Raw genomic sequence first — 16955 nt, 5'->3', positions numbered from 1 at the left:
ACTCTAAATAGTAGAGTGCTAACAGGACTAATACAAAAGCCGCACTGATGGGCTTTAAAAAAGGAGCTTATAGATCATGGCGAAAGAAACTTTTGAATTCCAAGCGGAAACGAAACAGCTGTTGGACCTGATGGTCCATTCCATTTATACGAATCATGAAATTTTCCTGCGGGAACTGATTTCCAATGCCTCCGATGCGATTGATAAATTACACTATGAATCGCTGACGAACCGCGATTTGCTCGAAGGTGATACGGGCTTTGAAATCCATATCACGCCGGATGCAGACGCACATACCCTGACTATTTCCGATAATGGCCTGGGCATGAACCGTGACGACCTGATCCAGAATCTCGGTACGATTGCCAAATCCGGTACCAAGGCCTTCTTGGAAAAGTTGAAAGAAGCCCAGGAAGCGAATAGCGAAGTCACTGATAAGGATATGATTGGCCAATTTGGTGTTGGTTTTTATTCAGCCTTCATGGTCGCCGACTCCGTGACGGTCGTTACCCGTAAGGCTGGTGAAAGCCAGGCCTACAAGTGGGAATCTACAGGCGATGGCCAGTACACGCTGGACGAATGTGAAAAACCGAAACATGGTACGTCCATCATCCTGCATCTGGGCAGTGACTTCTATGGCAGCGACAAGGAAGAAAATTACACGGACCGCGATAAGATTTCCGGCCTGGTCAAACAGTATTCCGACTACATCCGTTATCCGATCACCATGGATTACACGGTAAAAGAAAAACCAAAGGATGCTGATGGCAAGGTCATTGAAGATGCGCCGGAAGAAGAACACGTAGAAACGCGGACACTCAACTCCATGCAGCCCCTGTGGACACGCAATAAGTCGGACATCAAACCGGAAGAATACAAGGAATTTTTCCAGCACCAGTTCTTCGAATGGGAAGACCCGATGGAAATCTTCCATACGAAAGCCGAAGGGGCCGTCGAATATACGGCACTCCTCTTCATTCCTGGCCGGGCTCCATTTAATCTGTATTATACGGACTATGAAGCAGGCCTGCAGCTCTACAGCCGCCATGTCTTCATCATGGATAAATGCAAGGATCTTCTGCCGGATTACCTGCGCTTCGTCAAAGGCCTCGTCGATTCGCCGGATTTGTCCCTTAACATTTCCCGTGAACTCTTGCAACAGAGCCGCGAACTGAAGCTCATTGGCCGCAACCTGGAAAAGAATATCTTAAAGACCCTGGCACGGGACCTCGATAAAGACCGTGAAAAATACGAAAAATTCTGGGCTGAATATGGCAAGTCCCTGAAAATTGGCATTTACAGCGGCATGATGACCGGTGAAAATAATGTGGATAAGCTGAAAGACTTGCTTCTCTTCATGAGCTCTAAGGACGGCAAGCTGTGCACGCTGAAGGAATATGTCGGCCGCATGAAGGAAGGACAGCAGAAGATTTACTTCGCTACCGGCAAAGACCGCGCCGCTATTGACGCTATGCCGCAGATGGAACTCCTGCGCGATCGTGACCTGGAAGTCCTCTACATGCTCGATCCGGTTGATGAATTTGCCGTACAGGCCATTGGCGAATATGAAGGCAAAAAATTCCATTCCGTCAGCCAGGGTGACCTCGACCTGGACGATGATGAATATAAGGAAGAAAAGAAGAAAGCCGAAGATTTGGCAAAAGACAACGAAGGCCTCTTAAAAGATATCAAGGATTACCTTGGCGACAAAGTAGCCGATGTACGCCTTTCGAACCGTCTCAAATCCGGTGCAGTCTGCCTCGTCGCAGATGCTGCCGGCCCGTCTATCGCTATGGAACAGGCCTTTGCAGCAGCGGATAATCCGCTTCTCAAGGCTCGCCGGATCCTGGAAATCAACCCGCATCACGATCTCTTTAACCGCTTGCAGACCTTGCACGAAGGCGGTAAGGACTCCCAGGGCTTCCAGGATTACTGCCAGCTCCTCTACGATCAGGCACTCCTCTTGGAAGGCATTTTGCCGGATGATCCGGCGGCCTTTGCCCAGAAAGTAGCCCAGATGATGGCCCGTTAATATTGTATAATTATGAAAGACAGGTGCGATTAATACATAGCACCTGTCTTTTTTACCTATAATATGCGCTAAAGTCATATGTATCTGCCTGCAGTAGAACTAGATACTAGAAAAAGAGTGTGCTATAATACCATTCAGAATTTAAAAAGAGAGGAATATAAAATTATGTTGGGAAGATTTTCCAGAACGGAGCTGCTCTTAGGCCAGGCAGCCATGCAGACCTTGGCAAATAGCACGGTCATTATTTTTGGCGTTGGCGGTGTCGGCTCGTATGCAGCCGAAGGTCTGGCCCGGTCCGGTGTAGGCCATTTAGTTCTTGTCGATAATGACCTTGTATGCCTGACGAATATTAACCGTCAAATCCATGCCACGAGCAAGACCGTAGGCAAGAAAAAAACAGAAATGATGAAGCAGCGGATCCTGGATATCAATCCGCAGGCAACGGTTGATTGTATAGAGGATTTTTATATGCCCGATGTGGCAGACCATTTCTTTACCGGTCATTATGATTATATTGTAGACGCCATCGATACGGTGAGCGGCAAACTGAGCCTGGCTGAAGAAGCACAGAAACGGCAGATTCCCATTATCAGCTGTATGGGGGCCGGCAACAAGCTGGACCCGACGCGCTTTGAAGTAACAGATATCTATAAAACCAGTGTCGATCCCTTAGCGAAGGTCATGCGCCGGGAATTGAAAAAACGGGGCGTCAAGGCCCTTAAGGTCGTCTATTCGCAGGAACAGCCCCTGAAACGGAAGCAAAACGGCTGCGGCAAGAACTGCATTTGCCCGCCGGGCAGCTCGCACAGCTGCGATTTCCGTCGTGCCGTACCGGGCAGCATTTCCTTCGTACCTTCCGTTGCGGGCCTGATCATTGCCGGCACGGTCGTCAACGACCTGGTCGCCGGTCAGATCAAGGATGATACGGCTGCTGTGCCATCTGTATAAGGTGCTCCTATCCCAGTCTCGTTGAGACTGGGATTTTTATATACATATACATATGTTCGCACATGTGCTATACTAAAGAAACGGAAAATAATTCTTTATTGTAAAAAAGAGGACTGCTCATGGATATACAATCGCACTTAAATAAAGATTATCATACGTCTACGCCTTTTCATGTTGTAGCCCCCTATGAACCGATGGGGGATCAGCCTGAGGCCATCCAATCCCTGGCCGATGGTGTCCGTTCCGGCCAATGGACCCAGGTCCTTTTGGGGGCTACGGGGACAGGCAAGACCTTTACCATGGCTAAGGTCATCGAGGCTGTCCAAAAGCCGACCTTGGTCATTGCACATAATAAAACGCTGGCAGCCCAGCTGTGCAGCGAATTCAAGGCCTTCTTTCCCGACAACGAAGTTGCCTATTTTGTCAGCTATTACGATTTTTATCAGCCTGAAGCATACATTGCATCGACGGATACATATATCGAAAAGGACGCATCGATCAACGATGAAATCGATAAGCTGCGCCACTCGGCGACGATGAGTCTTTTTGAACGGCGCGATGTCATCATCGTCGCCTCCGTGTCGTGTATTTACGGCTTAGGCGACCCGGAAGATTATAGCGAGCTCGTCGTATCCCTGCGCCTGGGCCAGGAAAAGCCGCAAAGCGAAATCCTGCGCAAGCTCGTAGACATCCAGTATTCGCGCAATGACCTGGACCTTACGCGCGGTACCTTCCGCGTTCACGGTGATACCATCGAAGTATTCCCGGCAGCCTTTGACAATTCCATCATCCGCATTGAAATGTTCGGCGATGAAATTGACAGGCTGACGGAAGTCGATGTCCTTACGGGTGAAATCGTGGCTGAGCGCAAGCATGTGGCCATTTATCCGGCCAGCCATTATGTAACGACCAAGGACAAGCTGGAGCGGGCTATCGGTACGATCCAGAAGGAACTGGATGAACGATTGGCAGAACTTAAGGAAGGCGGCCATCTCTTAGAAGCACAGCGCTTGGAACAGCGCACACGCTATGATATTGAAATGATGGAAGAAATGGGCTATTGCTCAGGCATCGAAAACTATTCCCGCCATCTGGCCGGCCGCAAGCCCGGCCAGGCACCGTATACGCTCCTAGACTATTTCCCTGATGATTTCCTGATCATGGTCGACGAATCGCATGTGACCCTGCCCCAGCTGCGGGCCATGTACGCCGGCGACCGGTCGCGTAAGCAAAACCTCATCGAATACGGCTTCCGTTTGCCATCGGCCCTGGACAACCGTCCCTTAACGTTCGATGAATTTACAGAACGGATCAATCAAATCATCTACGTCAGTGCTACGCCTGGCGACTATGAAATGAGCGTCCAAACGAACCTGGCCCAGCAGATCATCAGGCCTACAGGACTCTTGGATCCGGCCGTCGAAGTGCGGCCTATTGCCGGCCAGATGGACGACCTCCTGGGAGAAATCCGCCTGCGCATGGAACGGCACGAACGGGTTCTGGTGACGACGCTGACCAAGAAAATGGCTGAAGACCTGACGGACTATCTGAAGGAAATGGGCATCCTCGTGCGCTATCTCCATTCAGATATTGCGACGATTGAACGGGCCGAAATTATCCGGGATCTGCGGGCCGGCGTCTTTGACGTCCTCGTCGGCATCAACCTCCTGCGGGAAGGTTTGGATATGCCGGAAGTTTCCCTGGTGGCCATTCTCGATGCCGACAAGGAAGGCTTTCTCCGTTCCGATACGGCTCTCATTCAGACCATGGGCCGGGCTGCCCGTAATGTGAATGGCCAGGTCATCATGTATGCCGACCGCATTACAGATTCTATGGCCCGTGCTATAGACGAAACGAAACGGCGCCGGGAAGTCCAGGATGCCTATAATAAAAAGCATCATATAACGCCAAAATCTGTTAAAAAGGATGTCGTCGATTTGATCGAACTGACCAAGGTCTCTGAAGATCAGGCGTCTTATAACGGGAAAGAGGCACCCCTCACGCGGGAAGCCCTGCACAAGGTTATCCAGTCCGTAACCCAGCAAATGAAGCAGGCCGCAAAGAATTTGGAATTTGAAAAGGCGGCTGCCCTACGCGACCGCTTGGGGACGCTGCGCCAGCAGCTCTCTGATATTAGTCACGATGACACCCTGCCTAAGGAACTGGCCGGTGGCGATATGCCGTCGTCCCGCTATGTCCGCACTGTACGGCGGCCGGACCGCAAAGCGCACAGAAATACTGCCAACACGGGTATGGACAAAAAAGAAGCAAAGCCAGCCAAGCCGGCTAAGAAGAGCAGCGGCCGTACAGCAAAAGGCCGTACGACGAAAACCAAAGCTGGTACTACTGCAACTACGAAAAGGAGTAAAAAATAGATAAGGTATGGAAGATCCGTATATTGTCATAAAAGGTGCACGTCAGCACAACCTGAAAAACATTGATGTCCGCATTCCCCGGGATAAGCTTGTCGTCTTTACAGGCCTTTCCGGATCGGGTAAATCGTCCCTGGCCTTTGACACGATTTACGCTGAAGGCCAGCGGCGCTATGTAGAATCCCTCTCGGCCTATGCCCGCCAATTCTTGGGGCAGATGGATAAGCCGGACGTTGATTATATTGAAGGCTTGTCACCGGCCATTTCTATTGACCAGAAGACGACGAGCCGCAATCCCCGTTCTACTGTCGGTACGGTCACAGAAATCTACGATTACTTGCGCTTGCTCTATGCCCGGGCCGGTGAAGCCTTTTGCCCGCACTGCGGCAAGCCCATCCGCCAGCAGACGATTCAGCAGATGGCCGATTCAGTTCTGGCCTTAGGTGAAGGGGAAAAGGTCATGATCATGGCGCCTGTCGTCGACGGGCGCAAGGGGACGCACCAAAAGCTCCTGGCCCGCCTGGTCAAGGACGGCTACGTGCGCGTCCGCGTCGACGGAGAGGTCTATCTCCTGTCCGACGACATTCCCATGGAAAAGAATAAGAAGCATACCATCGAAGTCATCATCGACCGCCTGGTCATTAAGGACAGTATCCTCATGCGCTTGACAGACTCCCTGGAAACGGCAGCCAAGCTGAGCGAAGGCATCGTCCATATCCTGCGCCTGAAGACGGATGAAGTACTCACCTTTAGCCAGCACTTTGCCTGCCCGGACTGCCACATCAGCCTGCCGGAAATCGAACCGCATCTCTTTTCCTTCAACAGCCCCTTTGGCGCCTGCCCGGCCTGCTCCGGCATTGGCAGCACAATGGAAGTAGATCCGCACCTGTGTCTGCCGGATGGCAGCATTTCCTTTGCCGATGGCTGTGTGGCGGCCCTCAGCAATAACCGTGATTCATGGTTCATGCGCCAGCTCGGCGGCCTCTTGAAGCGCTATGGCTTTACGGTGGATAATTGCTTCGACGAACTGCCTGTGGAACTGCAGGATAAGATTTTGCACGGCACAGCTGAAGACTGTGTCTTTGAATACGAAAACCTGCGTGGTGAAGTTAAGACCTTTACGACACCCTTTGAAGGCGTCCTGCCTATGGTGCGGCGCCGCTATCAGGAAGCATCGTCGGATATGATGCGCGACCAGTTCGGCCAGTTCATGTCCGTCAAACCCTGTACGGCCTGCCACGGTGCCCGTTTGCGGCCAGAAGCGCTGGCTATCAAGATCGGCGGTCTCAACATCCACGAGCTGACGGACCTTTCTGTCAGTGATATGATCGCGTTCTTTGCCAAGGTGGAGCTGACGCAGCGGCAGGCCCTCATAGCCAAACAGATTCTGAAGGAAATCCGGGCCCGCCTCGACTTTCTGCGTACTGTCGGCCTGGAATATCTTACCATGTCGCGTACGGCCGGCACTCTTTCCGGTGGCGAAGCCCAGCGTATCCGCCTGGCGACACAGATCGGTTCCGGCCTCGTAGGCGTCCTTTATATTCTGGACGAACCGTCTATTGGCCTGCATCAGCGCGATAATGACAAGCTCCTTGATGCCCTGCGTCACCTGCGTGATCTGGGCAATACGCTCATCGTCGTTGAACACGATGAGGACACCATGCGGGCAACAGACTATATCCTCGATATCGGTCCGGCAGCAGGGGAACACGGCGGCCAGATCGTGGCGCAGGGGACGGTAAAAGACATTATGGCCTGCCCGGAATCGCTGACCGGTCAATACCTGAAAGGTACAAAATTCATTCCCTTGCCGGAGGAACGGCGCCACGGGAACGGCAATACACTGGAAGTCATCGGTGCAGCCGAACACAACCTGAAGAATATCGATGTAGCCTTTCCCTTAGGTACCCTTACTGTTGTCACGGGCGTTTCCGGTTCCGGCAAGTCAACCCTGGTGAATGAAATTCTCTATAAAGGACTGGCCGAAGCGGTGTACCATACGCCGCACCGGCCGGGAAAATTCAAGGAACTGCGTGGCACAGAGCACATCGATAAGATCATCAACATTGACCAGTCGCCAATTGGCCGGACACCGCGTTCCAATCCGGCAACCTATACGGGGGTCTTTGATTTTATCCGCCAGCTTTTCAGCCAGACGGCCGAAGCGAAGGTGCGCGGCTATAAGGCCGGCCGCTTTAGCTTTAATATTAAAGGCGGCCGCTGCGAGGCCTGCCACGGCGATGGCATTATCCGCATTGAAATGAATTTCCTGCCCGATGTGTACGTACCCTGTGAGGTTTGTCACGGTACGCGCTACGACAGGGAAACGCTGGAAGTCAAATACAAGGGCAAAAATATTTCCGACGTCCTCAACATGACCGTCGATGACGCGTGTGAGTTTTTCGCCCACATTCCCCGTATTTTGAATAAACTGAAGACACTGCAGCAGGTCGGCCTGGGCTACATCCATCTGGGCCAGCCGGCAACGACCCTCTCCGGCGGTGAAGCCCAGCGTGTCAAGCTGGCTACTGAGCTTTCAAAGCGCAGTACAGGCCGTACGTTATATATTCTCGATGAACCGACGACGGGATTGCATACGGCCGATATCCATAAGCTTATGGACGTCCTGCAGCTTCTCGTCGATGGCGGCGATACGGTCATCGTTATCGAACACAACCTGGACGTCATCAAGGTGGCCGATCACCTCATCGATCTCGGCCCTGAAGGGGGCGACGGTGGTGGTACAGTCGTCGCGACGGGTACGCCGGAAGAAATCTGCGCTGTGCCGGCGTCATACACAGGCAAGTTCCTCGCACCGGTTCTCAAACGGACACGGCAGCTTATGGAACAACGAGAACAACACACGAATGAATAGGAAGAAATCATGGCATTATCAGAAGCAGTATTGGAAAAAGTAAATAATCTCACGACCCAGCCCGGCGTTTATCTCTGGAAAAATGAACAGGGACGTATCATTTACGTCGGCAAGGCCGTTAACCTGCGCAACCGCGTTAAGAGCTACGTCCGTAAGGATAGCAACCGCGCCGTCAAGGTAGCGGCCATGATGAGCCACGCTGTCGATTTGGAAACCATCGTCGTAGCCAACGAAATGGAAGCGCTGATCCTGGAAAATACGCTCATCAAGAAGTATCATCCCCACTATAACATCATGCTCCGCGACGATAAGACCTATCCCTACATCAAGGTCACCATCCAGGAGGATTACCCGCGCATTACCATGACCCGCCGCGTCCTGCGTGACGGCGCCCGCTACTTTGGTCCCTTTGCCGACGCTATGGCTGTCCACTACGTCCTGAAGCTCCTGCAGCAGGCCTTTCATATCCGTACGTGCCGCACCTTGAAGGCGACGCGCCCGTGTTTACAGTACCACTTGGGGCACTGCGATGCTCCGTGCGTCCATTACATTACCAAGGCTGACTACCAGGCCCTGGTCCAGCGCGGTCTCGATGTCCTGGAGGGACGCGACACGACGCTCGTACGGGAATTGCAGGAACAGATGGAAAGGTGTGCAGAAAACCTGGAATTTGAAAAAGCAGCCCTGTGCCGGGACCGCATCGAAGCCATCAAGGTTATTCAGGCCCAGCAGAACATCGTTACCCAAGGCGGCGACATGGACGTCCTGGGCCTTGCCAGTGATGCCGGCCAGACGTGCGTTCAAGTCTATACCATCCGCAACGGCAAGGTCATGGGCCGGGAAACGTTCAGTCTGGAAAACAGCGACGACGCAACGCCGGCCGTCATGATCGAAGCGATCATCGACCAGTATTATACGGCAGATACGTTTATTCCTAAGGAAATTGTCGTCGCCGCTGTAGCAGAACAGGAAGACTGTGAACGGCGCCTGAGCCAGCTCAAAGGCCAGCAGGTAACAATCATCGTACCCCAGCGTGGAATCAAAAAGAAACTCCTCGCCATGGCTGAAGAAAATGCCCGCGTTCTCCTGGAACAGCGGCGTCTCCAGTGGCAGCATGACCGGGAAAAGACGAGCGGTGCCGTCCAGGCCCTGGCGCAGGTGCTCGACCTGCCCTGTCTGCCGGAACGAATGGAATGCTTTGATATTTCCCATACCCAGGGGATCGAAACGGTAGCCTCCATGGTGGTCTTTGAAAATGGCCAGCCTGCCCGTAAGGAATACCGGCGTTTTAAATTAAAAACCGTACAAGGTAAGCCGGACGACTTCAAATCTATGGCGGAAATTATGGAACGGCGTTATAATGAGAAAGAATGGCCTGTACCGGACCTGATCGTCATCGATGGCGGCAAGGGGCAACTCCACGCAGCCTTGCCCGTTATCCGCCAGGCCGGCTGCGAAGCACCGGTCATCAGTCTGGCCAAGAGGATTGAAGAGGTTTTTGTCGAAGGACGGAGCGATTCGATTATTCTCAGCCATCACACGCCGGAGTTGCAGCTCTTGCAGGCAATCCGCGATGAAGCACACCGTTTTGCCATTACGTATCACCGCCATCTGCGCGGCAAGCGCAGCCTCGTTTCTATTCTCGATCACGTTGAAGGCATTGGCCCGGCACGCCGCAAGGCTCTGTGGCAGCATTTCAAGACGCTCGATGACATGAAGCAGGCAAGTATCGAAGAACTGGCAGCTGTACCGGGTATGACCCGCCAGGCGGCGGAAAACGTCTATTACTTTTTCCGCTTAGGAACGGATGAAAAACGCAAGAAAACACAATTGGTCTGACCGGGTATACAGGACCCGGCACGAAGGAGGAACTACGATGAAACATAAAATACTGACTCTGGTCTGCGCCGCTATGCTGGCAGGCTCTTTGTCCTATGCTGCGGAACCGGCCGTCGTCGGCACGGCACCGGCCAGTGTCTATACGCAGGCTGACGGCAGCCGGCTGACACTGCAGCTGCCGGACATTACGATCAGCACTAATCCTGCAGCAGCCCAGAAGATCAATGCGTACTTTGCCAAGGAAGCCGCTTCGACGAAGGCCTTCTTCGATAAGCAGCAGGGCAATGGCAGCGTCATGAGCGAAGATAAGTCCTACGAGGTCACCCTCAACGACGGGACCTACTTGTCCCTCGTCGAAACGGGGCATATCCGTTTCGAAAAAGAAGCCCATCCGACCTATTGGAAGACTGGCGTTACCTTTGACCTGGCTACCGGTGATGTCCTGAACTGGCAGGACCTGGTCAAACCGGAAGACGCTAAGGCGTTCACGCTGAAAAATATCAACCGGGCTCTCTTGCTCAGTAAATACCACTTATCCGGGTACTTTACAGGTCTGACGGAATTGCCAAAAAATTTCTACCTCGATAAAAACCGGGGCATTCATTTCATCTTTGGCCTTTACGAAGTAGCTCCGTATTCTACAGGAATCGTCGATTTGGACATGATGAAGGATGCTAAATAACAAAAACATCATATTAGAAGAAAATATTTATTAATTATTTACTCTCTAGGTGTTGCAAAATTGAGATGTCCATGATATGATGAAAACAGATAAGGAATAACTACTTTTACAAATTGGAGGTCTTTCCCATGGACAAATACGAATGCACTATCTGCGGTTATATTTATGATGAAGCTGAAGGCGATGCTGATACGGGTGTAGCAGCAGGCACAAAATTTGATGCTTTGCCGGAAGACTGGGTTTGTCCGACCTGTGGCGCAGGCAAAGATGCCTTCGTAAAGATGGACTAATTGCAGACAGAGAAACCTCCCGTTGTGAGATAATACCCACACGGGAGGTTTTTTGTACGGGTGCCTGACCCTTTAGGCATACGTGCAGCCTGCAGTGAGTATAAAAAAATTAAGGGAGGCTGTATGGTATGGATTTAAGAGAGGTTTATGAAAACGCGCGCGCTAAAATGAAAGGCTGTCACGTCTGTCCCGAATGTAACGGCAAAGCCTGCATTGGCATGATTCCCGGTTTTGGCGGCTTACGCACGGCCCGTTCTTTTATGCGCAACGTGGAAGCGCTGAAGGAATATGGCCTGATTATGCGCAGCATGGCAGGAGTAGAAGAACCGGATACGTCCTGCGTCATCTTAGGTAAGAAACTGAGCATGCCTGTGCTCATCGCACCGGTGGGCGGGATTGTCCTCAATGCCAAGGTCGAAGGGGATCCGGCAGAGGTCGAACAGGCTTATGATGAAGCTGTTACGCAGGGTGCTATGGACGCAGGCACATTGGCCTTTACGGGCGACAGCGGTGCTGCGTACATGTACGCATCGGGGATTGAATCGTGCAAGAAACGTCCGGGGTATGTCATCCCGACGATCAAACCGCGGGAAGACGACAAGATCATTGAAAAGGCAAAGCTCGCTGAAAGTTCCGGCGTACCGGCTGTAGCATCCGATATTGATGCGGCCACGCTGATCAATATGCGTATCTTTGGCCAGCCCGTTGGTCCTAAGAGTGCTGCCAGCATTCACAAGATCGCTGCTTCGGTCAATATTCCCTTTATCGTCAAAGGCATTATGTCGGCAGAAGAAGCGGTTGCCTGTGCTGATGCGGGCGCACAGGGGATTGTCGTCAGCAATCACGGCGGCCGTATTCTCGACGGTATGGCCGGTACGGCAGATGTATTGCCGGAAATTGCTGCTGCCGTCAAAGGCCGCCTGACCATCTTTGTCGATGGCGGTGTCCGTCACGGTGAAGATGTTCTGAAAATGCTGGCTCTCGGTGCCGATGCCGTTTTCATTGGCCGCCCTGCTGCTGTCGCGGCTATTGGTGGCGGCGCAGAAGGTGTTAAGCTTCTTCTGGACACACTGCGCCAGGAATTAAGCGATGCCATGATGATTACCGGTACGAAACGCTTGGACTGTGTCAATAGCAACGTCCTCAAAAAACTGTAAGAAATCCTATGCTATACGAAAAACGCTGCCTCTGTGGAGAGACAGCGTTTTTTTTACAGCAGCGAGGTAATTGATAAAAGTTCTTGCAAAAAGTCAAAAAGACTAATATAATAAGAGTGTAACAAAAGTCAAAAGGTATAACATCTTTACAAGAATACAACCTATGTGGAAACATTTTAGATAAGCAGGTGATTAGTATGAGTGTATTAGCAGATAAGATTGAACAATTTATACTGCATAAGCTTTTAGAAGATGAAGAAGAAAATATCGTCCTTCGCCGTAACGAATTAGCCGATGAACTGGATTGCGCTCCTTCACAAATAAGCTACGTCCTGAGTACACGCTTTTCCAACGATAAGGGCTTTATGGTCGAATCACGCCGCGGCTCCGGCGGCTTCGTTCGTATTATCCGCCTCGCACCGGAAAAGGAAGACCGGACGCCGGCACCAATTTCGGAACGCCTGCCGGCCGTCAATATTACACTGGAAGATCTGGATGTCCTCTTATACAGGCTCATCAAAAGCAAGTCTTTGACGAACCGCGAGGCCGTTCTTTTGCATCATACCTTCGAAGCGCTTTTTGACGAAGTGGATGAGCCCCAGCGGTTGAACGTCATCGGCCGCATTTTAAAACACCTGAACCTGCGCTAATCTGGTGGAAGGAGGCATCGTATATGCTTTGTGATCAATGTAAAAAAAGAGAAGCCGTAGTGCATATTACCAAAATAGAAAACGGCCATCGGGCAGAACTGCATTTGTGCGCCGAATGTGCCCGCAAGCAGGGGAATTTCCCGGATAGTCCCGATTTTAATATTGTCGATAATGACTTTTTCCGCAAAATGGCCTATCCCGATTATTCCGGCCAGGCAGAAAAAGAACCGTGCTGTGCCAGCTGCGGCATGAAATATAGTGAATTTAACCGTCTGGGGAAATTTGGTTGTCCCGATTGTTATGCTGCTTTTGGGACGGAGATTACACCCCTTATGCGCCGCATCCACGGCCATACGAAGCACGTTGGCAAGGTGCCCAACCGGGGCAGCGGTGTCTTTCGTACGACGAACCAGATCAAGCGCCTGCGCCAGCATCTGCAAAAACTCGTACGGGACGAACAGTATGAAGAAGCCGCGAAGGTACGCGATGAAATCCGTTCCCTGGAACGGCAGCTGCCACCGGGTGACAGGACTGGGGGGAAATGAAGATGCTAAAAGATTTGTTAAAAGAACCGCTGGCACCCTGGCAAAATGGCTCCGGTGACGTAAGCGATATTGTTCTCGATAGCCGTATCCGCGTATCGCGCAATCTAAAAAAATATGTCTTTCCGTCAAAAGCGACAGACGAAGAATTGGCGGCTGTCCTGGCAGAAGGCGAACGGTATTTGCCGTCTTTGAATCTCTTAGGCCATGGCACGTATGAGGCTGTCGGTTTGACGGATTTAACACCTCTCGAACGGGAAGTCTTGGCAGAACGTCATATTTCTTCTGCCACGCAGATCAAGATACCGGCCCAGCGAGGCGTCATGGTACGCCAGGATGGTGCCGTATCGGTCTTAATTAATGAAGATGATCACTTTTGCATTCAGACCGCAGCGCCGGGCTTACAGCTTGAACAGGTGTGGGATGAGGCTTCACAAATTGATGATACCCTCGAAAGCAAGCTGAACTTTGCCTTCCGCGATGATTTCGGCTATTTGACAGCCAGCCCTTCCCTGACCGGTACGGGCCTTGTCGCCGGTGTGACACTGCACCTGCCTGGTCTGGTCATGATGAAACGGTTGAACCGTATCGTTCAGGTCATTACGAAGCTGGGCTTTGCCATTTGCGGCCTTTACAGCGAACGAAATGAATACATTGGCAATCTTTTCCAAGTGACCAATCAGGTAACACTGGGCATTTCTGAAGAAGATATTCTCAAACAGATGAAAAAAATTGTCGGCCAGATCGTACAGGAAGAACGAAACTGCCGCAGTCTCTTATGGACGCATAACCAAAACGCCATGAAAGACCGCCTTTTCCGCAACTATGGTGTTCTTTCCCAGGCCTGGATGATGCAGCTCGATGAAGCTGTCGAATTGTTAAGTGATTTCCGCCTGGCTATCGATCTGGGCGTGATACAAGAACGGCCCCAGGCCTATCCGGCCTTATTGACTGCTGCCGGACCGGGGTGTTTGCAATACCAGGCCGGCCGGGAATTGAATGGGGAAGAATTGGATTTACAACGGGCTCAGACCCTGCGGCAGCTTTTGCGTACCTATGCCGTATAACGAGGTACCATCTGAAACAGGGAAGAGGGACGTTGTGTTTTCTCTATAAGGATGTGAATAACCATGTACAATAGATTTACGAATAATGCGCAGCACGTCTTGCAATATGCACAGCAGTCGGCACAACGGCTGGAACATAACTATGTCGGCACAGAGCATATCCTGCTGGGACTCGTGCTCAATAAAGAAGGCGTAGCCGGACAGCTCTTGTCGCAGCTGGGCCTGACGCCGGAAAATGTTGTCCGCGCTATTGAAAAGCTGGCCGCTCCGCAGCCCCGGAATGACGGGGAAACGGCGCTCCTGCCAAGTACGAAACGGGCCTTAGAATTAGCTGTAGCCGAAGCGAACCGCCTGGGCCAAAACTACGTGGGTACGGCCCAGCTGCTGGCCGGACTGCTCCTCGATGAAAACGGCCGGGCCTGGCAGATCCTGGAATCGATGGATATCGATCCCCAGCAGGTCATGCGCCGTCTGGCCGAAATGACAGGCATGGAAATGGAAGATGCCGGTGACGATGGTTCTGGCCAGGGGAAGGTGGATTTGAATTCCTTTGGCCGTGACTTAAATGAACTGGCACGGCAGGGAAAAATCGATCCGGTAATTGGCCGGGAAAATGAAATCGACAGGGTCATTCAGATCCTAAGCCGCCGGACGAAAAACAATCCGGTCCTCATTGGTGCACCGGGCGTAGGCAAGACGGCTATTGCCGAAGGCCTGGCCCAGCGCATTATTAATGGCACTGTACCGGATATTTTGGCGGGGAAACGTATCTTTTCCCTCGATATGGCCAGCCTCGTTGCCGGCACAAAATATCGCGGTGAATTTGAAGAACGTATCAAAAAGGTTATTGAAGCTATTCGCAACGATCCGACGGTCATCCTCTTTATTGACGAGCTCCATCAGCTTATCGGTGCCGGTGCCGTCGAAGGTTCTATGGATGCAGCCAATATTCTCAAGCCCGCCTTGGCCCGTGGTGAACTGCAGTGCATTGGCGCTACGACCATTGATGAATATAAGAAACATATTGAAAAGGATATGGCTCTGGCCCGCCGTTTCCAGCCTGTCCTCGTAGGCGAACCGTCCCAGGCAGATGCTATACAGATTCTCTTTGGCTTGCGCGACCGCTATGAAGCTTTCCACAAGGCACGCATTACAGACGAAGCTGTGCGCAGTGCCGTAACCCTTTCAGCCCGTTACATTTCTGACCGCTATTTGCCGGATAAAGCTATTGACGTCATGGATGAAGCGGCGGCTAAGGTACGCATGAAGGTGTATTCGCCGACAGACGAAGTGAAGCAGCTTGAACAGAAACTGGCGGATATCCGCAAAGAAAAGGAAGCCGCCCTGGCCAGTGAAGATTTTGAACGTTGCGCCTCCCTGCGTGACGAAGGCAAACAACTATCAGAACAGCTGGAAAGCATGCAGAAGGAACGGAAGCAGCAGGATGATGCCCGCCTGGTCGTTACGGAAGATGACATTGCTGACGTCGTAGCCCAATGGACAGGGATTCCTGTCCGCCAGCTGACGGAAACGGAATCGCACCGCCTGCTCCATTTGGAAGAAGAACTGCATAAGCGCGTTATCAGCCAGGATGAAGCCGTTTCTGCCGTTGCCAAGGCTGTGCGCCGGGCCAGGGCAGGCCTGAAGGACGCCAACCGGCCAATTGGCTCGTTCCTCTTCCTGGGACCGAGCGGGGTTGGCAAGACGGAATTGGCCCGTACGCTGGCACGGCAGCTCTTTGGCAGTGAAGACGCTATGATCCGTATTGATATGAGTGAATATTTGGAAAAATACAGCGTTTCCCGCCTCGTCGGCGCGCCTCCGGGCTATGTAGGCTATGAAGAAGGCGGCCAGCTGACCGATGCCGTACGGGAAAAACCGTACAGTGTTATCCTCTTTGATGAAGTCGAAAAGGCAGCACCGGATTTCTTCAACCTCCTCTTACAGGTCCTCGATGACGGACGCCTTACTGACTCTCAAGGCAGAAGTGTCGACTTCTGCAATACCGTCATCATCATGACCAGTAACCTGGGCGCACAGCACCTGAAACCGGAAGCACCGGTCATGGGCTTTGCTGCAGCCGGTCATGAAAAGGAAAATAAGGAACGGGATTTCCAGGAAGCCAAGAAGGAAATTATGGAAGACGTCCGCCGTTTCTTCCGTCCGGAATTCCTCAACCGTATCGATGAAATACAGATTTTCAAACCGCTGGGCCAGGCAGACCTGCGGCGCATCGTCGCTATTATGCTGCAGGAACTGAACCGGCGCTTGGATGAAAAAGGGATTCAAATGGAATGGACAGAAAATGCCGACGACGTCCTGGTCGATAAAGGTACTGATTTTGCCTTTGGCGCCCGGCCGCTCAAACGGGCCATCCAAAAGCTTGTGGAAGACCCGATTTCAGAAATGCTCCTCAGTGGCAGCCTGAAAAAGGGAAGCCACGTCTATGTAGACAGTAAAGACAAAAAGGAACTCGTCTTTACGACGCAGGCGGAGTAAGC

General features: G+C 52.0%; 12 protein-coding genes. All 12 read left to right on the top strand.

All coding sequences use genetic code 11. The annotated features are described in order from the left end of the window. Nucleotides 1–76 precede the first annotated feature (76 nt). The 12 genes from htpG (at nucleotide 77) to PGX44_RS03235 (ending at nucleotide 16953) form a co-directional block, all read left to right on the top strand. Complete coding sequence (htpG, locus tag PGX44_RS03290; protein WP_498854244.1) at nucleotides 77–2032, top strand: molecular chaperone HtpG; 1956 nt, start codon at nucleotides 77–79, stop codon at nucleotides 2030–2032. A gap of 165 nt (nucleotides 2033–2197) precedes the next feature. Then, nucleotides 2198–2980: a tRNA threonylcarbamoyladenosine dehydratase gene (locus tag PGX44_RS03285; RefSeq protein ID WP_498854243.1), complete on the top strand. Its 783-nt coding sequence runs from the start codon at nucleotides 2198–2200 to the stop codon at nucleotides 2978–2980. A gap of 119 nt (nucleotides 2981–3099) precedes the next feature. After that, entirely contained in the window at nucleotides 3100–5355 is a 2256-nt protein-coding gene (gene uvrB, locus PGX44_RS03280; protein WP_498854242.1) for an excinuclease ABC subunit UvrB, read from the top strand. Nucleotides 5356–5362: 7 nt separating this feature from the next. Continuing rightward, entirely contained in the window at nucleotides 5363–8227 is a 2865-nt protein-coding gene (uvrA, locus tag PGX44_RS03275; RefSeq protein WP_498854241.1) for an excinuclease ABC subunit UvrA, read from the top strand. Nucleotides 8228–8236: 9 nt separating this feature from the next. Next, a complete protein-coding gene (gene uvrC / locus PGX44_RS03270) occupies nucleotides 8237–10066 on the top strand; it encodes an excinuclease ABC subunit UvrC (RefSeq protein ID WP_498854240.1) in 1830 nt (609 codons plus the stop codon). Nucleotides 10067–10103: 37 nt separating this feature from the next. Continuing rightward, nucleotides 10104–10748 (top strand): DUF3298 and DUF4163 domain-containing protein, encoded by a 645-nt coding sequence (locus PGX44_RS03265; protein ID WP_498854239.1) that lies wholly within the window; start codon nucleotides 10104–10106, stop codon nucleotides 10746–10748. A 128-nt stretch (nucleotides 10749–10876) separates the two neighbouring features. Next, entirely contained in the window at nucleotides 10877–11038 is a 162-nt protein-coding gene (locus PGX44_RS03260) for a rubredoxin (protein WP_186502020.1), read from the top strand. Nucleotides 11039–11166: 128 nt separating this feature from the next. Beyond that, nucleotides 11167–12195 (top strand): alpha-hydroxy-acid oxidizing protein, encoded by a 1029-nt coding sequence (locus tag PGX44_RS03255; RefSeq protein ID WP_498854238.1) that lies wholly within the window; start codon nucleotides 11167–11169, stop codon nucleotides 12193–12195. Nucleotides 12196–12392: 197 nt separating this feature from the next. Next, nucleotides 12393–12845, top strand: coding sequence for a CtsR family transcriptional regulator (locus tag PGX44_RS03250; protein WP_498854237.1), 453 nt, complete (start codon nucleotides 12393–12395; stop codon nucleotides 12843–12845). A gap of 23 nt (nucleotides 12846–12868) precedes the next feature. Beyond that, the gene (locus PGX44_RS03245) at nucleotides 12869–13390 is read left to right on the top strand and encodes a UvrB/UvrC motif-containing protein (protein ID WP_289001417.1); all 522 of its coding nucleotides are present in this window, start codon (nucleotides 12869–12871) and stop codon (nucleotides 13388–13390) included. A gap of 2 nt (nucleotides 13391–13392) precedes the next feature. Then, nucleotides 13393–14454 carry an ATP--guanido phosphotransferase gene (locus tag PGX44_RS03240; protein WP_498854236.1) on the top strand — a complete coding sequence of 354 codons (1062 nt, stop codon included), beginning with the start codon at nucleotides 13393–13395 and terminating at the stop codon, nucleotides 14452–14454. Nucleotides 14455–14517: 63 nt separating this feature from the next. Then, a complete protein-coding gene (locus PGX44_RS03235) occupies nucleotides 14518–16953 on the top strand; it encodes an ATP-dependent Clp protease ATP-binding subunit (RefSeq protein WP_498854235.1) in 2436 nt (811 codons plus the stop codon). Nucleotides 16954–16955: the final 2 nt, after the last annotated feature.

The organism is Caecibacter sp. AF58-12pH5A, assembly GCF_027681725.1.
In the GTDB taxonomy this organism is placed as follows: domain Bacteria; phylum Bacillota; class Negativicutes; order Veillonellales; family Megasphaeraceae; genus Megasphaera; species Megasphaera hominis.
Note: the sequence above shows the minus strand (reverse complement) of the source record. Positions and strands in the feature narration are given on the sequence as shown.

Coding starts and splice junctions, on each gene's coding strand:
- htpG (WP_498854244.1), top strand. CDS start 77: ATGGCGAAAGAAACTTTTGAATTCCAAGCGGAAACGAAACAGCTGTTG.
- PGX44_RS03285 (WP_498854243.1), top strand. CDS start 2,198: ATGTTGGGAAGATTTTCCAGAACGGAGCTGCTCTTAGGCCAGGCAGCC.
- uvrB (WP_498854242.1), top strand. CDS start 3,100: ATGGATATACAATCGCACTTAAATAAAGATTATCATACGTCTACGCCT.
- uvrA (WP_498854241.1), top strand. CDS start 5,363: ATGGAAGATCCGTATATTGTCATAAAAGGTGCACGTCAGCACAACCTG.
- uvrC (WP_498854240.1), top strand. CDS start 8,237: ATGGCATTATCAGAAGCAGTATTGGAAAAAGTAAATAATCTCACGACC.
- PGX44_RS03265 (WP_498854239.1), top strand. CDS start 10,104: ATGAAACATAAAATACTGACTCTGGTCTGCGCCGCTATGCTGGCAGGC.
- PGX44_RS03260 (WP_186502020.1), top strand. CDS start 10,877: ATGGACAAATACGAATGCACTATCTGCGGTTATATTTATGATGAAGCT.
- PGX44_RS03255 (WP_498854238.1), top strand. CDS start 11,167: ATGGATTTAAGAGAGGTTTATGAAAACGCGCGCGCTAAAATGAAAGGC.
- PGX44_RS03250 (WP_498854237.1), top strand. CDS start 12,393: ATGAGTGTATTAGCAGATAAGATTGAACAATTTATACTGCATAAGCTT.
- PGX44_RS03245 (WP_289001417.1), top strand. CDS start 12,869: ATGCTTTGTGATCAATGTAAAAAAAGAGAAGCCGTAGTGCATATTACC.
- PGX44_RS03240 (WP_498854236.1), top strand. CDS start 13,393: ATGCTAAAAGATTTGTTAAAAGAACCGCTGGCACCCTGGCAAAATGGC.
- PGX44_RS03235 (WP_498854235.1), top strand. CDS start 14,518: ATGTACAATAGATTTACGAATAATGCGCAGCACGTCTTGCAATATGCA.